The sequence below is a fragment of the Dictyobacter vulcani genome (assembly GCF_008974265.1).
In the GTDB taxonomy this organism is placed as follows: domain Bacteria; phylum Chloroflexota; class Ktedonobacteria; order Ktedonobacterales; family Ktedonobacteraceae; genus Dictyobacter; species Dictyobacter vulcani.
The window spans coordinates 73,293-90,953 of record NZ_BKZW01000002.1 but is presented as its reverse complement, the minus strand read 5'-3'; the positions used below and the strand labels follow the sequence as shown (position 1 = coordinate 90,953).

General features: G+C 49.6%; 9 protein-coding genes, 1 tRNA gene and 4 rRNA genes. 6 read left to right on the top strand and 8 right to left on the bottom strand.

Annotated features, from left to right (window positions below):
- Positions 1 to 43: 43 nt before the first annotated feature.
- Positions 44 to 928, bottom strand: a complete 885-nt coding sequence (locus KDW_RS18505) for a class I SAM-dependent methyltransferase (RefSeq protein WP_151757465.1) — start codon at positions 926 to 928, stop codon at positions 44 to 46.
- Positions 929 to 1,312: 384 nt separating this feature from the next.
- On the opposite strand from KDW_RS18505, the gene KDW_RS18500 reads away from it, so the two are divergent.
- Positions 1,313 to 3,022, top strand: a complete 1,710-nt coding sequence (locus KDW_RS18500) for a hypothetical protein (protein WP_151757464.1) — start codon at positions 1,313 to 1,315, stop codon at positions 3,020 to 3,022.
- A 77-nt stretch (positions 3,023 to 3,099) separates the two neighbouring features.
- Here the strand turns inward: KDW_RS18500 and KDW_RS18495 are convergent, their stop codons facing one another.
- Both KDW_RS18495 and rrf (KDW_RS18490) read right to left on the bottom strand, forming a co-directional pair.
- Positions 3,100 to 3,336, bottom strand: a complete 237-nt coding sequence (locus KDW_RS18495) for a hypothetical protein (protein ID WP_151757463.1) — start codon at positions 3,334 to 3,336, stop codon at positions 3,100 to 3,102.
- 862 nt (positions 3,337 to 4,198) lie between these two features.
- A 5S ribosomal RNA gene (rrf, locus tag KDW_RS18490) occupies positions 4,199 to 4,315 on the bottom strand.
- A gap of 753 nt (positions 4,316 to 5,068) precedes the next feature.
- On the opposite strand from rrf (KDW_RS18490), the gene KDW_RS18485 reads away from it, so the two are divergent.
- The 3 genes from KDW_RS18485 to KDW_RS18475 all read left to right on the top strand — a co-directional run bounded on the left by KDW_RS18485 (position 5,069) and on the right by KDW_RS18475 (position 10,000).
- A 16S ribosomal RNA gene (locus KDW_RS18485) occupies positions 5,069 to 6,547 on the top strand.
- Positions 6,548 to 6,852: 305 nt separating this feature from the next.
- Positions 6,853 to 9,813: ribosomal RNA gene (locus KDW_RS18480) — 23S ribosomal RNA — on the top strand.
- 111 nt (positions 9,814 to 9,924) lie between these two features.
- Positions 9,925 to 10,000, top strand: a tRNA-Ala gene (locus KDW_RS18475).
- A gap of 97 nt (positions 10,001 to 10,097) precedes the next feature.
- Here KDW_RS18475 and rrf (KDW_RS18470) read toward each other — a convergent pair.
- Both rrf (KDW_RS18470) and KDW_RS18465 read right to left on the bottom strand, forming a co-directional pair.
- Positions 10,098 to 10,214 (bottom strand): 5S ribosomal RNA (gene rrf, locus KDW_RS18470).
- A gap of 135 nt (positions 10,215 to 10,349) precedes the next feature.
- Positions 10,350 to 11,234 carry an SCO6745 family protein gene (locus tag KDW_RS18465; RefSeq protein ID WP_151757462.1) on the bottom strand — a complete coding sequence of 295 codons (885 nt, stop codon included), beginning with the start codon at positions 11,232 to 11,234 and terminating at the stop codon, positions 10,350 to 10,352.
- Between the two features lie 288 nt (positions 11,235 to 11,522).
- Here KDW_RS18465 and KDW_RS18460 point away from each other — a divergent pair, with 288 nt between their 5' ends.
- The gene (locus KDW_RS18460; RefSeq protein WP_151757461.1) at positions 11,523 to 11,966 is read left to right on the top strand and encodes a hypothetical protein; all 444 of its coding nucleotides are present in this window, start codon (positions 11,523 to 11,525) and stop codon (positions 11,964 to 11,966) included.
- Between the two features lie 51 nt (positions 11,967 to 12,017).
- Here the strand turns inward: KDW_RS18460 and KDW_RS18455 are convergent, their stop codons facing one another.
- The gene (locus KDW_RS18455; protein WP_151757460.1) at positions 12,018 to 14,555 is read right to left on the bottom strand and encodes a glycoside hydrolase family 3 C-terminal domain-containing protein; all 2,538 of its coding nucleotides are present in this window, start codon (positions 14,553 to 14,555) and stop codon (positions 12,018 to 12,020) included.
- A gap of 123 nt (positions 14,556 to 14,678) precedes the next feature.
- A complete protein-coding gene (locus tag KDW_RS18450) occupies positions 14,679 to 15,002 on the bottom strand; it encodes a nucleoside triphosphate pyrophosphohydrolase family protein (RefSeq protein ID WP_151757459.1) in 324 nt (107 codons plus the stop codon).
- A gap of 246 nt (positions 15,003 to 15,248) precedes the next feature.
- Between KDW_RS18450 and KDW_RS18445 the strand changes: the two genes are divergently transcribed.
- On the top strand, positions 15,249 to 16,013 hold the full coding sequence (locus KDW_RS18445) for a TIGR01457 family HAD-type hydrolase (RefSeq protein WP_151757458.1): 765 nt from the start codon (positions 15,249 to 15,251) through the stop codon (positions 16,011 to 16,013).
- A gap of 19 nt (positions 16,014 to 16,032) precedes the next feature.
- On the opposite strand, the gene KDW_RS18440 is transcribed toward KDW_RS18445, so the two are convergent.
- Positions 16,033 to 17,397: a GNAT family N-acetyltransferase gene (locus KDW_RS18440; protein ID WP_151757457.1), complete on the bottom strand. Its 1,365-nt coding sequence runs from the start codon at positions 17,395 to 17,397 to the stop codon at positions 16,033 to 16,035.
- Positions 17,398 to 17,661: the final 264 nt, after the last annotated feature.

The window sequence follows — 17,661 nt, the reverse complement described above, 5'->3', positions numbered from 1 at the left end:
TGCGTTATGGTGTGAAAATAATCTCTGCCTATGATAGCAAGACTTACGAGGTAGCTTTATAGCCCCATGCAGTTAAACCAAATGAGATGGAGACAAAATCGTTACGCATCACATCGGTTCCCATCGTGGCGTAATCAGCATCGAAGGTGAATTCATCTACAACATCTGATCTGACCAGATACGGTTTGATCAATGGATACAGCAACTCCATATCTTTAATGGCGCTATAATGTAACTCAGCGCCGAAAGAGGAATCCATCGTGAATGCATGGGTGCCAATGTTAATGCAGCCAACCTGCTGAAGTAATTTCCCGAGCATATTCACAATCCCGATAGACCGTCCATCCACAGAGAAGTTACGTTTTTGCTTATACATAGATTGATAAATATAGCTATTGAGCCTCTCTATGGCTGCACTATTTGAGATCCCTATTTCCATCTCGGTCATTTGTATGATGCCACCTGGCTTAAGCAAGCGCATACATTCCCTTACGAGTTCTGGCCAGGTTTCGCGTGTCATAAAGCTTGCCACAAAGCGAGTATTAATCAGGTCAAATGAATTATCGGGGAAATCGAGCGTTTGAGTGGCATCCATAACTTCAAATGAAACATTTTGTAGTTTCCTGGTACGAGCCTGGGCGAATGCATAGCGTATCATTGCAGCATTAATATCAATACCTACAACCCCGAAGTGTTTATAGGCATAGGCAACCTCCAGCGCCCATCCGCCAGGGCCACAACCAATATCTAAAATGCTTTGTATCGGCCCCAGATCCAGCCCTTGAGGGAAGAGACCGCCCTGCGCTCGATTATAGAGTAAATTTTGTTCGAGCAACCGTGCCGTCTCCGCGCCCTCCTCAATATCAATGAGATATTTGTTCTCCGAATCACCTATGGATGACATGCTATAAAGCCTTTCTGTTCTCATAACTTTTCCTTAAGTGGAGAACATAAATTCTTTGTATTACCTGCTAACTAGAAAAATACGCTTTTGATCCCTTTTTACTGTGGCTGTTGCCAGTATAGTTACATATTGTGGAACATGTCAATAAATTTATACGGATGAGGCTAGTGAAATAGTAATTGTGGTATAAACCAGTCCTTATAAAAGGACATAGGGGAGAGGTTACAACTTCTCCTCTATATATAACGATTTGATAGATCCAAAGACCAACTGTTACTGATTACAACTTCCTGGCGTGTTAGCAGTGGCACATACATACTGGCAGCAGGCTCATCTACATGTCGAGCTTATTTTGTCTGGCCAGGATATTGTAGGAAAAAAGCAGAATCAACATGAGGAATGCTGATTATGGCCCAAAATGAACTTGAGGCTCCCGTACATAGATCCACGCCTGGTATGACTGCTGCTGAGCAACTCTTGTGCTTTCTTCCCTGGATATTCGTACTGACTATATTGGCTGTGGTTTTGATCGCCGATTTCACCTTTAGTGAGCGGCACTTCTGGTTATACAGCGTCTTTTATAATCATCTCCATCCAGCCAGACATCCAATTATTCCAGGTGCAGTTGGTGAGGCTATGCCCCTTACATTGATCAAATCATGGCCATTAGCACTGGCATTTCTGGGACTATTTATCACCCTCTTTGCGCTCTATTTCGCCGCCATTCGCTTCTTACCACGTCTGGTCACCCAACGCTTTATCGTGTGCTCAACTATGTTCATCGGGAGCGCCTATATTTTGCTGCCCCTTGTCACCTCACAGGATATATTTTCTTATATTGCTTATGCGCGCATGGCGATATTTTATCATCTTAATCCGATGGTTGTTGCCCCAACCGCGATCAAACCAGACTTTGTGTATGGCTTCTTGTACTGGGTCAACCAGCCTTCAGTTTATGGGCCGACATGGTTGGCGATCACCGCGCTACTGCAAATAATCGCCACTGTTATTGGCTTTAAATACGTACTATCGATGGAGCTCCTCCTGCGCATATTTGGACTGATGATGCACCTGGGCTCTACACAACTGATCTGGATATTAACCGGACGCTTAAAGCACACCAATCCGCTCATTTCTGAAGCTAACTGGCAGACAAGAAGGATACAATGCACGCTGGCATTTGCCTGGAATCCTTTTTTATTGCTGGAATCCTGTGTGAATGCACATAACGATATCACGATCCTTTTTATGCTATTGCTCGCGTTGTGGTTTCTTATTCCATATCCCGAAAACAGGCGATCATCATATCTGGTGGCGGTCATCATTTTAGCCCTGATTACCTGTCTGAAAATTTCCTACGTGGTACTCATGCCTGGCATTGTATTATTTATAGTACTGCAGGGGAGCGCGGTGAGAAGTTTACAGTCGCGTATCTTGCAGACAGTCGTGGCGCTTATCGTGTATAGCGGATTGATTGTAGCTATGCATATACCATTTTGGGCCAATGGTGCTTTACTGAAGGTTCTACAAGTTACCCCTTCTGCCTCACGCAACATAAATAGTTTCTATGAAACAATCGTGAATAGCTATGCCAGTTTCAGGGGCATCCCAATAACACATAAAATGGACTATGGTTCACATTTAGAAATCCTGTCACACATGCTAAGTACAGGTTTATTTGTTGTAAGCTATGCCATTATTTGTATACGCTCATTATGGCGGCCGCAGTATATCAATACATGGTTTGCCATGATCATCTGGCTGGCTTTTGCCTGGCTCCTGTATTGTGTGATTGGCTCTCCCTGGTTCTGGCCCTGGTATGTGATTATCCTGTTTGGGCTATTTGCGCTACTGGAGGTAACGCAAGGCGATCCTGGAGACAAGCGTGAGCCGATACATTTTATATTTGGCTCCCTGGATGTGGCTTTGCTTGGTCGTTTGCTTTCCATGAGTATGGTCGGCCTCTACTGCCTCTGGATTTTTTATAATCTGGTCCCTGGCTTTCAGTTTACGTATTTCACCAGCGTAGTTATCTGGGGAATCCCTTTTCTGATTGTAGGGATAGCTGCTACTCGGAGGCAGAGTAAGGAGATTGGAAGGCGTTTAGTCGAGGGATAGCAACGCTTGTATGTGGACTACATACAAATAAACATGCCAAGCGTTGCTCAGACAAGGATGGGGATGCTGGTTACAATTTAGACCAATGGCACAACTTCTAACAGCGCGCAACGACCTCTCGTTTTTGTTGACAACATATCTGATTGTTCTTCGGTACAAACCAGGCTATACACACGATAAAGCTGATCTGTATATGAAGTAAAATTGCCGATAATATCTTTGAAGCACTGCTCCAGATATTCAATCTCTTTATGTATTTTGCGATTATTGGCACTATCCATCGGCACGATCAACTGCATCTGGTATTGTGTCATAGGGGTTTCTTCTCCTCCAGCAGGTAGGCTGGATACAAAATGAATAAGCAGTGTTGTAAATGAGCGCAGAGTATTCTTCATCAATACCTATTGAATACTCATGCAAGATGAATCGAGAGGAGATACATTGAATGGATAATGCTCGTGGCTGAATCTTACAGATAGTAGATGAGCCGGCCAGCTTCAGTCATTTTCCAATAGAGCTACTGGAAAATGAAGCGCCACACCATATTTGTATTCTTCCTCGGCCAGGTCTTGTTTTTGACAACCTCATTCTGTGTGAAAACTGTTGAAAGAAAATTGTGAAGCCTTCCTTCCCTGGATGGCCTGTTACATCTTGCTTCTCAATAGAAGAGGCACCTATGCCGAAGTGGTGTGGCTAAAAACTACTTTGCTGCCAGGCGTATTCATCAAGGAAACCCTGTCTGCGTTGATCATTCAACGTGTACTTGATAATACGTTCAGGGGAACGACGGACTCTATTCCCAGTGTTCCGCTTGTCTATATAGAATAGCACGTCTATGATCATTATTCAATATGTTTGGATCTATATTTTTATATCTCGCCATTCAATCGTGGGAGTGAAGTTGCATGCAAATGGAGTTCATAATTGAGTGGCAAGAGCTTGTGATAGACATACGCAAATGAGTTTGTTGGCTGCACGGTAATGATGGTAAAGGTACTCACTTCAACAGGCACCAGAACTAAAAGCATGTTTTCAAGAAGCGATGCGCTATTTACTGAACTATATCGACATATATTTCAATTTTGTTCAGCTATTTATATCCTCAAAACCAGCGCGCAGATAGCCATGTTAGCAGTCATAAAAAGGCAACAAAAAAACCACCCATATGGGCGGGTGAGACGGCGACTTCCTATTTTCCCACGCAGTTGCCCACGTAGTATCATCGGGGATGAAGAGCTTAACTTCCGTGTTCGGGATGGGAACGGGTGTACCCTCTTCGCTACAGTCACCAGCTCGCCTGCACAGACAAGTGGTTTTGCTAACGAGGAGTATCATACCTGAAAGACTGATCCTTGTCAACCCCCTTTATTAGATTATTGTGCTTCACCTTTTTCACCACCTTTGAGCCGGCGATCAATTTTGCGCTTGAGTTAAAATTAAAAGAGAAAGTACTTGACAGGAATATCCAGAGTATGGCATAATCAGCGAGCTGTCGAAACAAGACAATCACCCACTTTCCTTAAGTGAGTGCTCCTGTCCCTTTCGCTCCGATTGTGCCACGTTAACGTGGCTCCTCCGATGATGGCATATATCTCAGTACTGTTCTCAACACTGTGTTGTATCAGCGAGAATGCCAGCCCTTTTTTGAGACGCACATCCTGGCTTGCCGGGCGCGCATACATGAAAAACGAGTTTTCGGAGGCGACCAAAAACTGGTCGGAAAAACGCTTGACAAAGCACAATGGATATGCGATACTACAGCCACACGAGACAAGCAAGCAGAAATACAGCGCTTGATCGTTCCACACGAACTGCGGTTCGTGGGCACCTTGACAACTGAAGAGTGGAAAGCAGAACAGCAACTGGAACAACATGAATCGTTTCTAGTTTCCTGTCAATTCGATCCTACTGTATGCAAGTATAGTAGTGATCACAACAATAATCTGCGAACAATTACAGCCAATGTTGTAAGACTTGGCCTTGATCGCAATTCACATGCAATTGACATACCTCCGCGTGAGTGTATGTTTGTATAAACGCAACAATTGGATGGCGAGTTTGATCCTGGCTCAGGATAAACGCTGGCGGCGTGCCTAACACATGCAAGTCGAACGCTCTGCGCAAGCAGGGAGTGGCGGACGGGTGAGTAACACGTGGGCAATCTACCATCAGGTGAGGAATACCGGCGAGAAATCGCCGACAATACCGCATAGGCTCGCAAGAGCAAAGCTCGTAAGGGCGCCTGAGGATGAGCCTGCGCTCGATTAGTTAGTTGGTGAGGTAATGGCTTACCAAGACGACGATCGATAGCTGGTCTGAGAGGACGATCAGCCACACTGGGATTGAGAACGGCCCAGACTCCTACGGGGGGCAGCAGTGAGGAATTTTCGTCAATGGGGGCAACCCTGAACGAGCAACGCCGCGTGCAGGATGAAGGTTTTCGGATCGTAAACTGCTTTTCTCTGGGACGAGAACGGACGGTACCAGAGGAATCAGCCCCGGCTAACTACGTGCCAGCAGCCGCGGTAATACGTAGGGGGCAAGCGTTGTCCGGATTTATTGGGCGTAAAGCGCACGCAGGCGGTCAGATTAGTCTGGAGTGACAGTCGTCAGCTCAACTGACGAAGTACTTCGGATACTGTCTGACTTGAGGGCTTCAGAGGGACACGGAATTCCGGGTGGAGTGGTGAAATGCGTAGATATCCGGAGGAACACCGATGGCGAAGGCAGTGTCCTGGGAAGCATCTGACGCTCAGGTGCGAAAGCTAGGGGAGCGAACAGGATTAGATACCCTGGTAGTCCTAGCCGTAAACGATGACCACTAGACGTTGGGGGTATCGACCCCCTCAGTGTCGCAGTTAACACAAGAAGTGGTCCGCCTGGGGAGTACGGTCGCAAGATTAAAACTCAAAGGAATTGACGGGGACCCGCACAAGCAGCGGAGCGTGTGGTTTAATTCGATGCAACGCGAAGAACCTTACCAAGGCTTGACATGGATTTGCACCAACCGTAACTGGTTGTCCCTTCGGGGCGGATCCACAGGTGCTGCATGGCTGTCGTCAGCTCGTGTCGTGAGATGTTGGGTTAAGTCCCGCAACGAGCGCAACCCCTGTCGTTAGTTGAATTTCTCTAGCGAAACTGCCATTTTAAAATGGAGGAAGGCGGGGATGACGTCAAGTCAGCACGGCCCTTACGCTTTGGGCGACACACACGCTACAATGGTCAGGACAAAGAGTCGCGAACTCGCGAGAGGGAGCCAATCTCGTCAAACCTGGCCTCAGTTCAGATTGGAGGCTGCAACCCGCCTCCATGAAGTTGGAGTTGCTAGTAACCGTAGGTCAGCACACTACGGTGAATACGTTCCCGGGTCTTGTACACACCGCCCGTCACACCACGAAAGTTGGCAACACTTGAAGCCGCTGGGCTAACTCGCAAGAGGGGCAAGCGTCGAGGGTGGGGTCAGTGATTGGGGTGAAGTCGTAACAAGGTAGCCGTACCGGAAGGTGCGGCTGGATCACCTCCTTTCTAGGGAGCTTTGACATCGGTCATGATCCATCATGGCCACCATGATGTCACACTTCCAGGTCGACCAGGACAAGAACGTATTTGTGCCAGCCGTTGGACTGGTTTCCACTCTCCAGATGTTGGGGTCAACAGACACACGCTCCGGTGTGTGGCCTGCCAGCATCGCACCTTGACAACTGAATAGTGTATATCTTCAATTTTGCTGAGCGATTTATGTCAGCCAGAGTTGAAGCAGAGGATCGCAATTTTTTGCGAAAGCAAACAAGAGATCAAGCATTCACAGACACACATGATGAAGAATCAGAGAACAAGCTACACAGAGTACGAGGTGGATGCCTTGGCGCTAAAGACCGAAGAAGGACGCGGAGACCGGCGAAACGTTCGGGGGGAGCTGCATGCAAGCGATGAACCCCGAGATTCCGAATGAGGCAACTCCTCCAGAGTGATGTCTGGAGACCGCCTGCTGAACACATAGGCAGTGACGGGGGGCAGCGGGTGAACTGAAACATCTCAGTAACTCGACGAAAAGAAATCAACCGAGATTCCCGTAGTAGTGGCGAGCGAACCGGGAGGAGCCCAAACCGATGATCTTTCGAGATGATCGGGGTTGTAGGACCGACAACAAACAATTTTTGCTTACTTGAATGCGTTGGAAAGCGCAACCAGAGCGGGTGACAGTCCCGTAGAGGACGAGCGAGAAGCGTGGGTCGGTATCCTGAGTACCACGAGGCACGTGAAACCTTGTGGGAAGCTGGGGGACCACCCTCCAAGGCTACACATCTTTAGCGACCGATAGCGAACAAGTACCGTGAGGGAAAGGTGAAAAGCACCCCGAGAGGGGGATGAAAGAGACCCTGAAACCACGTACTCACCAGCAGTCAGAGGCCACTGTTCCATGAGGAACTAAGGGCTGATGGCGTGCCTTTTGTAGAATGATCCGGCGAGTGCATCGTCGTAGCCTGGTTAACCAGTGGTAAAGCTGGGGAGCCCCAGGGCAACCGAGTCTGAATAAGGCGAATGTTGCGGCGATGCGACCCGAAACCGTGTGAGCTATCCATGAGCAGAGTGAAGCGGATGTGACAGTCCGTCGAGGCTCGAACCCACCAGTGTTGCAAAACTGGGGGATGACTTGTGGATAGGGGAGAAATTCCAATCGAACACGGAGATAGCTGGTTCTCCCCGAAATGTATTGAGGTACAGCTGTATGAAACACTATCCTGGAGGTAGAGCACTGAATGAGCTAGGGGCCACGTGCTGGTTACCAAACTCAACCAAACTCCGAATGCCAGGACAGCATGCATGCAAGTGAGACGGCGGGGGCTAAGCTTCGTCGTCAAAAGGGAAACAGCCCAGACCATCGGCTAAGGTCTCAAAATTGATGCTTAGTGTAAAAGGGAGTCAGTACGCCCAAACAGCCAGGATGTTGGCTTAGAAGCAGCCATCATTTAAAGAGTGCGTAATAGCTCACTGGTCGAGTGTAGTGGCACCGACAACGTATCGAGGCTCAAGCATCATACCGAAGCCATGGAACTTTCTCGTATGAGAAGGTTGGTAGGGGAGCGTTCTCAAGCAGAGAAGCCAGACCGTGAGGACTGGTGGAGCGAAGAGAAGTGAGAATGCCGGAATGAGTAGCGTCATGTCTGTGATAACCAGACACACCGAATGCCTGAGGGTTCCTGGGCACCGTCAATCGTCCCAGGGTGAGTCGGGTCCTAAGCCGAGGACGTTATAGTCGTAGGCGATGGCAAGCAGGTTGGACATTCCTGCACCGGAGACATTTGTTATGAGCAATGGGGGGACGCGGTAAGGAAGGTGAGCCCATCGATTGGACAGGATGGGTCTGTACGGCGAAGTGCGAAACCGAGGAAAATCCCGGTTTCCTGTGCATGACACGTGCAGCGAGCGGACGTCAGTTCGCGGAAGTCATTGGCCCCTACGCCGCCGAGAAAAGCCTCTCGCCAGAATGCTCTCCGCCCGTACCGCAAACCGACACTGGTAGGCAGGGGGAAATCTCCCCAGGTGATCGAGCGACCCTCTGTTAAGGAACTCGGCAAATTAACCCCGTACCTTCGGAAGAAGGGGTGCCCTAGTAGCGAGGCTCTTCGGAGTGGCGTGAGGGGGTTGCAAGAAATTGGCTCAACCGACTGTTTACCAAAAACACAGGTCTCTGCGAACGCGAAAGCGGAAGTATAGGGGCTGACTCCTGCCCAGTGCCGGAAGGTTACGAGGAGCGGTGATCGTAGCTGCGAATCTAAGCCCCGGTGAACGGCGGCCGTAACTATAACGGTCCTAAGGTAGCGAAATTCCTTGTCGGGTAAGTTCCGACCCGCACGAAAGGAGTAACGAGTTGAGCGCTGTCTCGACAGAGGACTCGGCGAAATTGAAGTACCCGTGAAGATACGGGTTACCCACGACAGGACAAAAAGACCCCGTGGAGCTTTACTACACCTTGACCTGGAAACGAGTTGAAGCGTGCGTAGCATAGGTGGGAGTCGGAGAACCTATCCCTGTGGGGGTAGGGGAGACAACAGTGAAATACCACTCTCGTTGCGGTTTGTTTCTCATACGTCACCGTGATCCGGGACGTAGACAAGATCAGGCGGGTAGTTTGACTGGGGCGGTCGCCTCCCAAAGAGTAACGGAGGCGCCCAAAGGTTCCCTCAGGGTGGATGGACATCACCCGTAAGAGTGCAAAGGCAGAAGGGAGCTTGACTGCAAGACGGACAGGTCGAGCAGGGACGAAAGTCGGGCTTAGTGATCCCACATTCCCGAGTGGAAGGAGTGTGGCTCAACGGATAAAAGCTACCCCGGGGATAACAGGCTTATCTTGCCCAAGAGTTCATATCGACGGCAAGGTTTGGCACCTCGATGTCGGCTCGTCGCATCCTGGGGCTGGAGTAGGTCCCAAGGGTTGGGCTGTTCGCCCATGAAAGCGGCACGCGAGCTGGGTTCAGAACGTCGCGAGACAGTTCGGTCTCTATCCGTCGTGGGCGTAGGAAAATTGAGGGGCGTCATCTCCAGTACGAGAGGACCGAGATGGCTCGACCGCTGGTGTGCCAGTTGGCCTGCCCGGGCCAGAGCTGGATAGCTATGTCGAGAAAGGATAAGCGCTGAAGGCATCTAAGCGCGAAGCCGCACCCAAGACGAGTTTTCCCATCACTTCGTGTGATCAAGATCCCAGGAAGACGACCTGGTAAATAGACGACACGTGGACACCTGGTAACAGGCGCAGCGAAGTCGCCCTAATGATCGTACGGCTTGTTTCACATAGTATCTTCATCGTGGACACTCGCGTGAGTGCACTCAGCTTCAGCTCATCGGCTGGCAGAGGCGCTCGGCAAAATTGAGGATATACGTTATTGCAGTTGTCAATTTATGGGGACATAGCTCAGTTGGTAGAGCATCGCCTTTGCACGGCGGGGGTCAGGAGTTCGAGTCTCCTTGTCTCCACCATAAAGAACAGGACCGCAGCCATATAGGTTGCGGTCCTGTTCTTTATGGTGGATCATTTTTATAAAAGGGCACAAAAAAACACCCGTGTGGGCGGGTGAGACGGCGACTTCCTATTTTCCCACGCAGTTGCCCACGTAGTATCATCGGGGATGAAGAGCTTAACTTCCGTGTTCGGGATGGGAACGGGTGTGCCCTCTTCGCTACAGTCACCAGCTCGCCTGCACATACAGGTGTTCTTGACACTTGCTATACTACAACAGCTTTGCGCTTTTGTCAATACCTTTTTCCTATGAATAAGCGCGAGGAAATTAGCGAGCGTGATCACACCCGCCAACTTCCCATCACACATTTATCTTAAGTCACCGATAGGACTGGGAGTAGGAATACCGTTTTGCTCAAAAATTTTGTTACTGAACGTACGCATTAAGGACAATAAGCGTGTAAATTTTTCTTCTCCCAGTGATTGCCAGGGAGGTAGGGCCAGCTCATCGGTGCGCTGTTCTATGCGCTGCCGTACCTCTTGTCCCGCGGGCGTTAGTGTGCCTGTTTTATCTAAGTAGCCGCGCTGTATCAAACGATTCCTGGCGGTTTCCCACTCTTCATCGCTCCACCCTCGCAGCGGCTGGATCGCTTCCTTTTGCATGCGGCCTGTGGCTACCTGGGTGAGATGGGCCTCACAGCCATCTATATTTTCGGCCAATAAGGTAGCAACGTGTCCATCTCCACGAAATTCGCGTAGCAGTGTCGTCGCATGCCATAGAGTCAGGTGTGGCTTTTCTGGCCACGGGAGCGCAGAGTGGGCCGCAAAGAGCGTTCGACCTGCGACTGAACAGGCTTGAGTCGCCGTACGGGCTAAATCGGCTGCTTCTGCCAGCTCTTGTGAGGTTGTCAGATCACCGAGCAGGCGCTGAAGTGCCAGATCCGCCGCTTCTAGCCGTGCTGCTAGCACCTGTTCCGGAGATGAGAAGCGCCAGGCATCGGGAATAGCCCGTGCGACCATAGCTGGATGAAAATTGTAAAACGTAGCACTGACAACCGCGCTTGAGACGGGACCAAGTGCGGCTGCTCGTGAAGCAAAATAGCCCATCCAATATCCTTTTAGCCCGGCGGCCGTATAGGCTGTGCGCGCTTCGGGAGCGAAATAGATCATTGCATGGTAGGGCTCCATTGCCTTCCAGGCCAGCCTGGACGCGTTTTTATCTGGATTAGCATCAGGGGAAAATAAAGCGTTCATTGCTTACTCCTTTTCCGTTCACCATCTCTAATTCTATACATATTCACGATCACGTTTCTATAGCATACAATTTCTACAGCTATATAGCATAGTCTTACCCCCAAGTCCGACGCTGTAGGCGCCAAAGTTGCGTCTATTACAGGCATATGCTATATTCATCGATATGGTCAGAACGTTTTGCACATGTGAACCAATATTTGGGGAGTAGTTGCTGGGTCAGAAATACTATGTTTCTAGAAACGCATAGGCATGCTTAAAACTATCATTTCTTGATGAGGAGCGAGAATTATGCCAGAAGCAAAGAAAGGTCAATCACCACGTTTTTCCAATCGTATTTTGCCAGCCGTACTGATTATCGTGCTGGCTGTGGGTATTGGATTTTTATTATATTCAAACCATAGCCTGACATTACAAGGTTCTCTACCTTCAACCAATATACAACTGGCTTCGGCTGCTGCGGGAAGCTCGACAAATGTTATGTGCGAGATTATTTCTACGTCCACCCATCATTCACTTCAGGGCTATGTGCTGGAGCGCACCAATGATGGCTCATATGCCCGTACACAACATATCATCACAGTCACCTGGCAGTCTGACCAGAACGTCAATATGGGTCATCCACAGGATCTTCAACCAGGGGCAATTGTGCAGATCAGTGGTCAGGTGGATCAAGCAAAAGTATTACACGCAAACCAGATCTCGGTGGTGACCAATTACTTAAAAGTCAAATGAGGCTGGCTTTTAAAACCAGCCTCATGATAGCCAGTGTTTCAATGCAATATTTTACCTGGTGGCTTTCGGGGCATCATTGAAGTAACTTGTCTCGGTAAGCGTAAAGGTGGCACGAGCATGAATATCCCGGGCCGAAGAGCCAATCAAGACCTCAAAATCGCCGGACTCGGCCACCCATTGTCCGGCCAGATCATCGTAGTACGCCAGGGCGTCGCGCTCAAGGGTAAAGGTCACGATCTGGGTCTCGCCTGGGTCAAGTGAGACTTTGGCGAAGGCTTTGAGCTCTTTTTCGGGGCGGTGCAGGCTGGATTTGATGTCGCGTACATAGAGCTGTACTACTTCCTTACCAGTACGTTTTCCTGTATTCGTGACCTTGATCTTTGCTTGCAATTGATCACCAGGCTGGAGGGTCCGGCTACTGAGCTCAATTGACGAAGCATAGCTAAAGGTCGTATAGGAGAGGCCAAAGCCAAATGGGAACAATGGCTCTACGTTCTTTTTATCGTAGTAGCGATAGCCCACAAACAGGCCTTCACCGTAATGGACACGGCCATTGTCACCTGGATAGTTGATGTAAGCTGGATTATCTTCAAGCCGTTTGGGAAAGGTCTGAGGCAGCTTGCCCGAAGGTGTGACATCCCCAAAGAGTACATCTACCATCGCATTGCCACATTCCTGTCCCGGATACCAGCATTGCAGGACACCCGCAACGTTATCTAGCCAGGGCATGGTAATCGGCGAACCCGTATTTAGTACAACCACGGTCCTGGGATTGACCTGAGCTACCTTTTCAATCAACTCAACCTGTTCAGGCATCAAATCCATATCGGGTCGATCAAAACCCTCGCTTTCCCATTCACCATTCAGACCAGTAAAGACCAGAGCGATATCCGATTGCCTGGCTAGCTCAACCGCTCGCTGTCGCGCATCGTTGGCCACCGGTGGCTGATACCCCAGGCGAATAGCCGATATTGGTACCGCTGGATCAACTTTGGCATATTCAATGGTGAGTTGATACGCTTTTCCTGCTGTCAGCTCAATTGTGCCGCGTGCCTCTGTGCTTCCCATCCCAAAGTATGTCTGTCCTTTGATTTGCTGATCCCAGTTGTCGATCAATTCTTTACCATCGATATAGAGCTTGCTCAAACCTGCGCTGGCCAGACCAAAGGTGTGGACTCCTGTGACTGTGGGACGGATATAAGCGTTCAAGCGGGCTGAAAAATTACGCGGATCAATTGTCTCAGCGGGCGTGCCAAACCAGACCTTTTCGGAACTGGTGCTATGCTCCTGCTCCGCTACTTTGTCCTTGAAGTCATTGCTCCGGAAGTATTCAATACTGATACCCGCTGCGGTTTTCTTTTCATTATCGTGATAGATCTGGCTATCCAGCAAAGGTAAGAGGTTATGGGTGCTGAAGTCGGTTTCATCATGCAAGGTTACATTATCACCAACTCGTTTGACCATGGCTTCGTAAGGAGTGACTGCATAATGCGCGTTTACAAAGGCGCTCCCACCACCCATCATACGTGCGGTCTTTGCATTAGGACCGATGATCGCGATAGACTGCTGTTTTTCAGGTGATAGTGGCAGAATATCCTGAGCATTTTTGAGTAAGACACAGCCTTCCGCTCCGGCCTGGCGGATGACCGCACGATGTTCTGGCCGATTGATGGCTTGCTCTGGCTTCACTTCATGGGGTTCAAACAGGCCCACTTTGACAAACAGGCGTAACAGCCGACGCACGCTGTCATCAATCGTTGCCTCGCTGACTTCACCCTTGTTTACCGCCTCAAGTAGCTTGTCGCCCCGCCACATTGCCGGACCAGGCATCTCCAGATCCAGACCAGCATTGGCCGCGGGCGCAGTGCTCTGGGTGCCAAACCAATCTGAGACCACCACGCCATCAAAGCCCCATTCCTTTTTCAGGATCTCGGTCAGGGTATGCTGGTTTTCACTGGCAAAGGTGCCGTTTATCTTGTTATACGAGGACATAACTAACCAGCTACCCGCCTCCTGGACCGCGGCTTTAAAAGGTGCCAGATAGATCTCGCGTAGCGTGCGCTCATCCACTTCTGAACTGATGCTGTTGCGTTGAAACTCGGAATCATTACACACAAAATGCTTGACGGTCGCGCCGATACCTTCACTCTGGACACCCGTAATGTAGGAAACCGCCATTCTGGCTGACAAATAAGGATCTTCAGAATAGCACTCAAAGTTACGGCCATTGAGTGGAGAGCGATGGATATTGACTGTGGGTGCCAGTAAGACCCGCGCCCCCTTGGACTTTGCTTCTTGTCCCAGCGCCTGGCCTATCTGCTCAATCAGCTCTGGATTCCAGGTTGCCGCTAGCGAGATGCCCACTGGAAAACACGCTGACGTTACGCCTCCCTCTGCATTATTACTATCGGTCGAGCCGATCATGATATTGCCTTCACCACGCGCTCCATTGGGCCCATCAGATACTTTCAAGGCCGGAATACCCAGCCGTTCTATCGGCACCGTTTCCCACATCGAAGCACCGGCTAACAGCGACACCTTCTCCTGTAACGTCATCTGCCCCAGCAGATCTTCTACTTTGTCAACCATACAGCAACTCCCTTTGTTTAAATCGCCCCATAGCAGTGTAGCAGCAATGCATATCTATGAAGATAGGCACTGCAGTTATTATAACTAACCTGCGACGCTGGTTGCAAAGGCAGAAGGCTAGCTTTATTGCTCACGATTCTTGCTCCGCTGGGGATCAAAGCCGTCGGGGTAGCGCTGGCGCAACTTGGCAACGTTCGCCTGCATGATATCGTCCAGGGTTAACCCTACGCTCTCACTGAGCACTGTCATATACCAGAGGAGGTCGCCAAGTTCTTTACAGAGATCATTGGTATCGAGGTCATGGGAATGATACAGCACTTTTTTGAGGAGATCGACAATCTCACCGGATTCACCGGCAATTCCAAGCGCGCTTAAAATAAGCCGTTCGCGCTGATCTTCTATCGAGCAAGTTCTGTGAACTTCTTTAGCATAGGTTGCGATATCCATAGTAGCTCTCCACTTTTCCTTTCAATTGTGTGTTTACCTTCACTCTGAAGGTACTCTCGATTGCTCGTTGTTGTTGTACTGTAACTATTCTGCTCATTCTCGTCAAACTTCAGGACCTTGTGATGGTAGTGGAGGAGGTTTAGCTGGCTTTGTGTTGCATTGACATTCGGTTGATAGGTGGGCTACACTATTTGATGTTTCCTGCTGGCGTAAAGGCGATAATAGACACAGAACTGGGGTATACAAATGGACGGTGTCAAAAATTATTTAATTGATATGGATGGCGTTTTATTATGGGGTTCAAAGCTTATTCCTGGTGCTGCCGATTTTGTGCATAAATTGCAAGATAAGGGCATTCCTTTTCTGATTTTTACCAATAACTCCCTTTATACTCCTCGTGATCTACAGATGCGGTTGGCCTATATGGGATTAAATGTCTCTGCTGATTCTATTTTCACGTCTGCTCTGGCTACAGTTCAATTCTTGCACTCGCAGCGTCCGGGTGGCAGCGCTTTCGTGATTGGTGAATCCGGTCTGACCACTGCATTGCATGATGTTGGTTATATTCTGACCAGTCAGGAACCAGAATACGTGGTTATCGGCGAAACGACGACCTATAGCTTTGAGCGCCTGGCCCTGGCGACGCGCTTGATTAATGGCGGCGCCCGCTTTATTGCGACTAATCCGGACGTGATGGGACCTGGCGAGGGCGGCATTGTACCGGCGACCGGTGCTGTCGCGGCTCTGGTCCGTGCGGCGACTGGCGTTCAACCATACTTTGTTGGCAAACCCAATCCTTTGATGATGCGTATGGCCTTGCGCAAGCTGAATGCCCATTCTGAAGAATCGGCGATGATTGGGGATCGCATGGATACCGATATTGTTGCTGGTACCGAGAGTGGTCTGCGCACGATCCTGGTACTCTCAGGGGTCACCAAACGGGAGCAGGTGGAACGCTTTCCGTATCGTCCCACCTGGATTCTAGATTCGATTGCAGATGTTGAGATATAACTCTGTTCAACAGCTTAAATTACAATACAAGTGCCATTGATGGTTTGGCAGGAAACAGAGTATTGAAGAGTATTTCATTGTTGACCCAGACGTCTGGATATGCCTGGCGCAGTTCGTTCAGACTACGGTAGCCGAACAGCGCCTTGAGAAAGACGAGTGGTGGAAATCCACCATCTGCATTGTAGTTGAACACGGTTGGACGCCAGTTTTCGGCTGTTGTCAGGCGTCCTTGTTCAAAGACCAGGCGCAAACCACCGCGATAAAAGTCCAGCTTCAATTCGCCGCTATAGCCTTCCACCGGCGTGTTCAGCAAGCGTTTCTCCAGGGCTGGAGCGATATGCTGGATGAATCCGGGTAGATCCGCCACCCGTATATACCAGGCATATGCAGGCACATTGATGGTGCCCATCGTGCCGAGTACATCATACAAATCATGTTTCTCCCCGAGACAAAATTTGATTTCACTGAAAGCTTCAGTTTCTGGACTTTTGGTTGGTAGCTGTTGGCCATAACTTTGTAACGCACGTAGCAGTGATGGCATGATTGCCTGCTGGTTCACATGCGGTGCCATATACAGTCTCCAGATATTCACGCTACGGTCTCTACGCCTGCCTTGCACGTATAGCCAGCCTTGTATGGTCCCTTCAGAATTGATAATGACCTGGGTTGAGTTATATTTGATGCGTTCAGGATGCTCCTTCCATTCTTCCAGGGTCCAGCGCAAGTAGTTTTCATCCATGGTGGTGGTTATCACATATCCATTTTTGATGCTGTGTGTATATATGTTGTGGAGCGCTGGCACATCTTCCAGGGTTGCTTCACGCAGGGTATATGGCTCTGTCTCACCTGTTTTGGCTTTAGGAATGCTCGTCAGGGAGATACCACGCGCACCCTCTAGCTCCAGGGCATATTCATAGCCGAACTGGCGATAGAAATAGGGGATGCCTGTGATCGCGTCAACCAGACGGCCCTCGGCGGCAGAGCGGGCATGCACAAATTCAAACAGGATACGAATGAGGCCGCGATTGCGATACGCAGGATCAGCGGCCACGATCTCGGGACGGCTCATCAAAAATGGAATGCCCTCATAGCTCCATTCCATACGTTGCAGGCAGACACCCGCTATCACTGGATTCCCCTCTTTATTGGGATCCTCGACAATGGCGTAATCGCCAGGCCCCATGACTGGATGTTTGCCGCTCATGAGTAGTTTGACCAGGTAAGCGAGATGATGATTGGGCTCGTCTTCCTCTTTCTCACGAAAGACAGAGCTGATCAGCTCGGCAATATTCTCGGTATCGGCTGCGGTTGACCAGCGGGCGATTAAGCCTCCTTCAAGTGTGCGCGTATAGTCGGCGGCAGCAATATCTGTGGTAATGGTCATTGTTGCTTTCCTCATTTCTCGGTTAAAAGCTCAACTACTTGTGACATAACGCTATAGTGGTATCAAAGAATGAACAGCAATGGTAAGCCATGGATTTCATAGGACAATAAAAAAGCCGTGGGTTTACACGCTGCTGGTGCCCACGGTCGGAGAGTGTCTTTGCTACCTGATCAAGTAGAAGAAATCATGCTCCATACATATCCAACCGGGCGCGGGCAGACTGCCCCTATGGTCCGGAGATCAACGTATGCAAGGATGATAGAA

Excerpts from the sequence above, each read along its gene's own strand:
- KDW_RS18505 (WP_151757465.1), bottom strand. The coding sequence starts at position 928 with ATGAGAACAGAAAGGCTTTATAGCATGTCATCCATAGGTGATTCGGAG.
- KDW_RS18500 (WP_151757464.1), top strand. The coding sequence starts at position 1,313 with ATGGCCCAAAATGAACTTGAGGCTCCCGTACATAGATCCACGCCTGGT.
- KDW_RS18495 (WP_151757463.1), bottom strand. The coding sequence starts at position 3,336 with ATGACACAATACCAGATGCAGTTGATCGTGCCGATGGATAGTGCCAAT.
- KDW_RS18465 (WP_151757462.1), bottom strand. The coding sequence starts at position 11,234 with ATGAACGCTTTATTTTCCCCTGATGCTAATCCAGATAAAAACGCGTCC.
- KDW_RS18460 (WP_151757461.1), top strand. The coding sequence starts at position 11,523 with ATGCCAGAAGCAAAGAAAGGTCAATCACCACGTTTTTCCAATCGTATT.
- KDW_RS18455 (WP_151757460.1), bottom strand. The coding sequence starts at position 14,555 with ATGGTTGACAAAGTAGAAGATCTGCTGGGGCAGATGACGTTACAGGAG.
- KDW_RS18450 (WP_151757459.1), bottom strand. The coding sequence starts at position 15,002 with ATGGATATCGCAACCTATGCTAAAGAAGTTCACAGAACTTGCTCGATA.
- KDW_RS18445 (WP_151757458.1), top strand. The coding sequence starts at position 15,249 with ATGGACGGTGTCAAAAATTATTTAATTGATATGGATGGCGTTTTATTA.
- KDW_RS18440 (WP_151757457.1), bottom strand. The coding sequence starts at position 17,397 with ATGACCATTACCACAGATATTGCTGCCGCCGACTATACGCGCACACTT.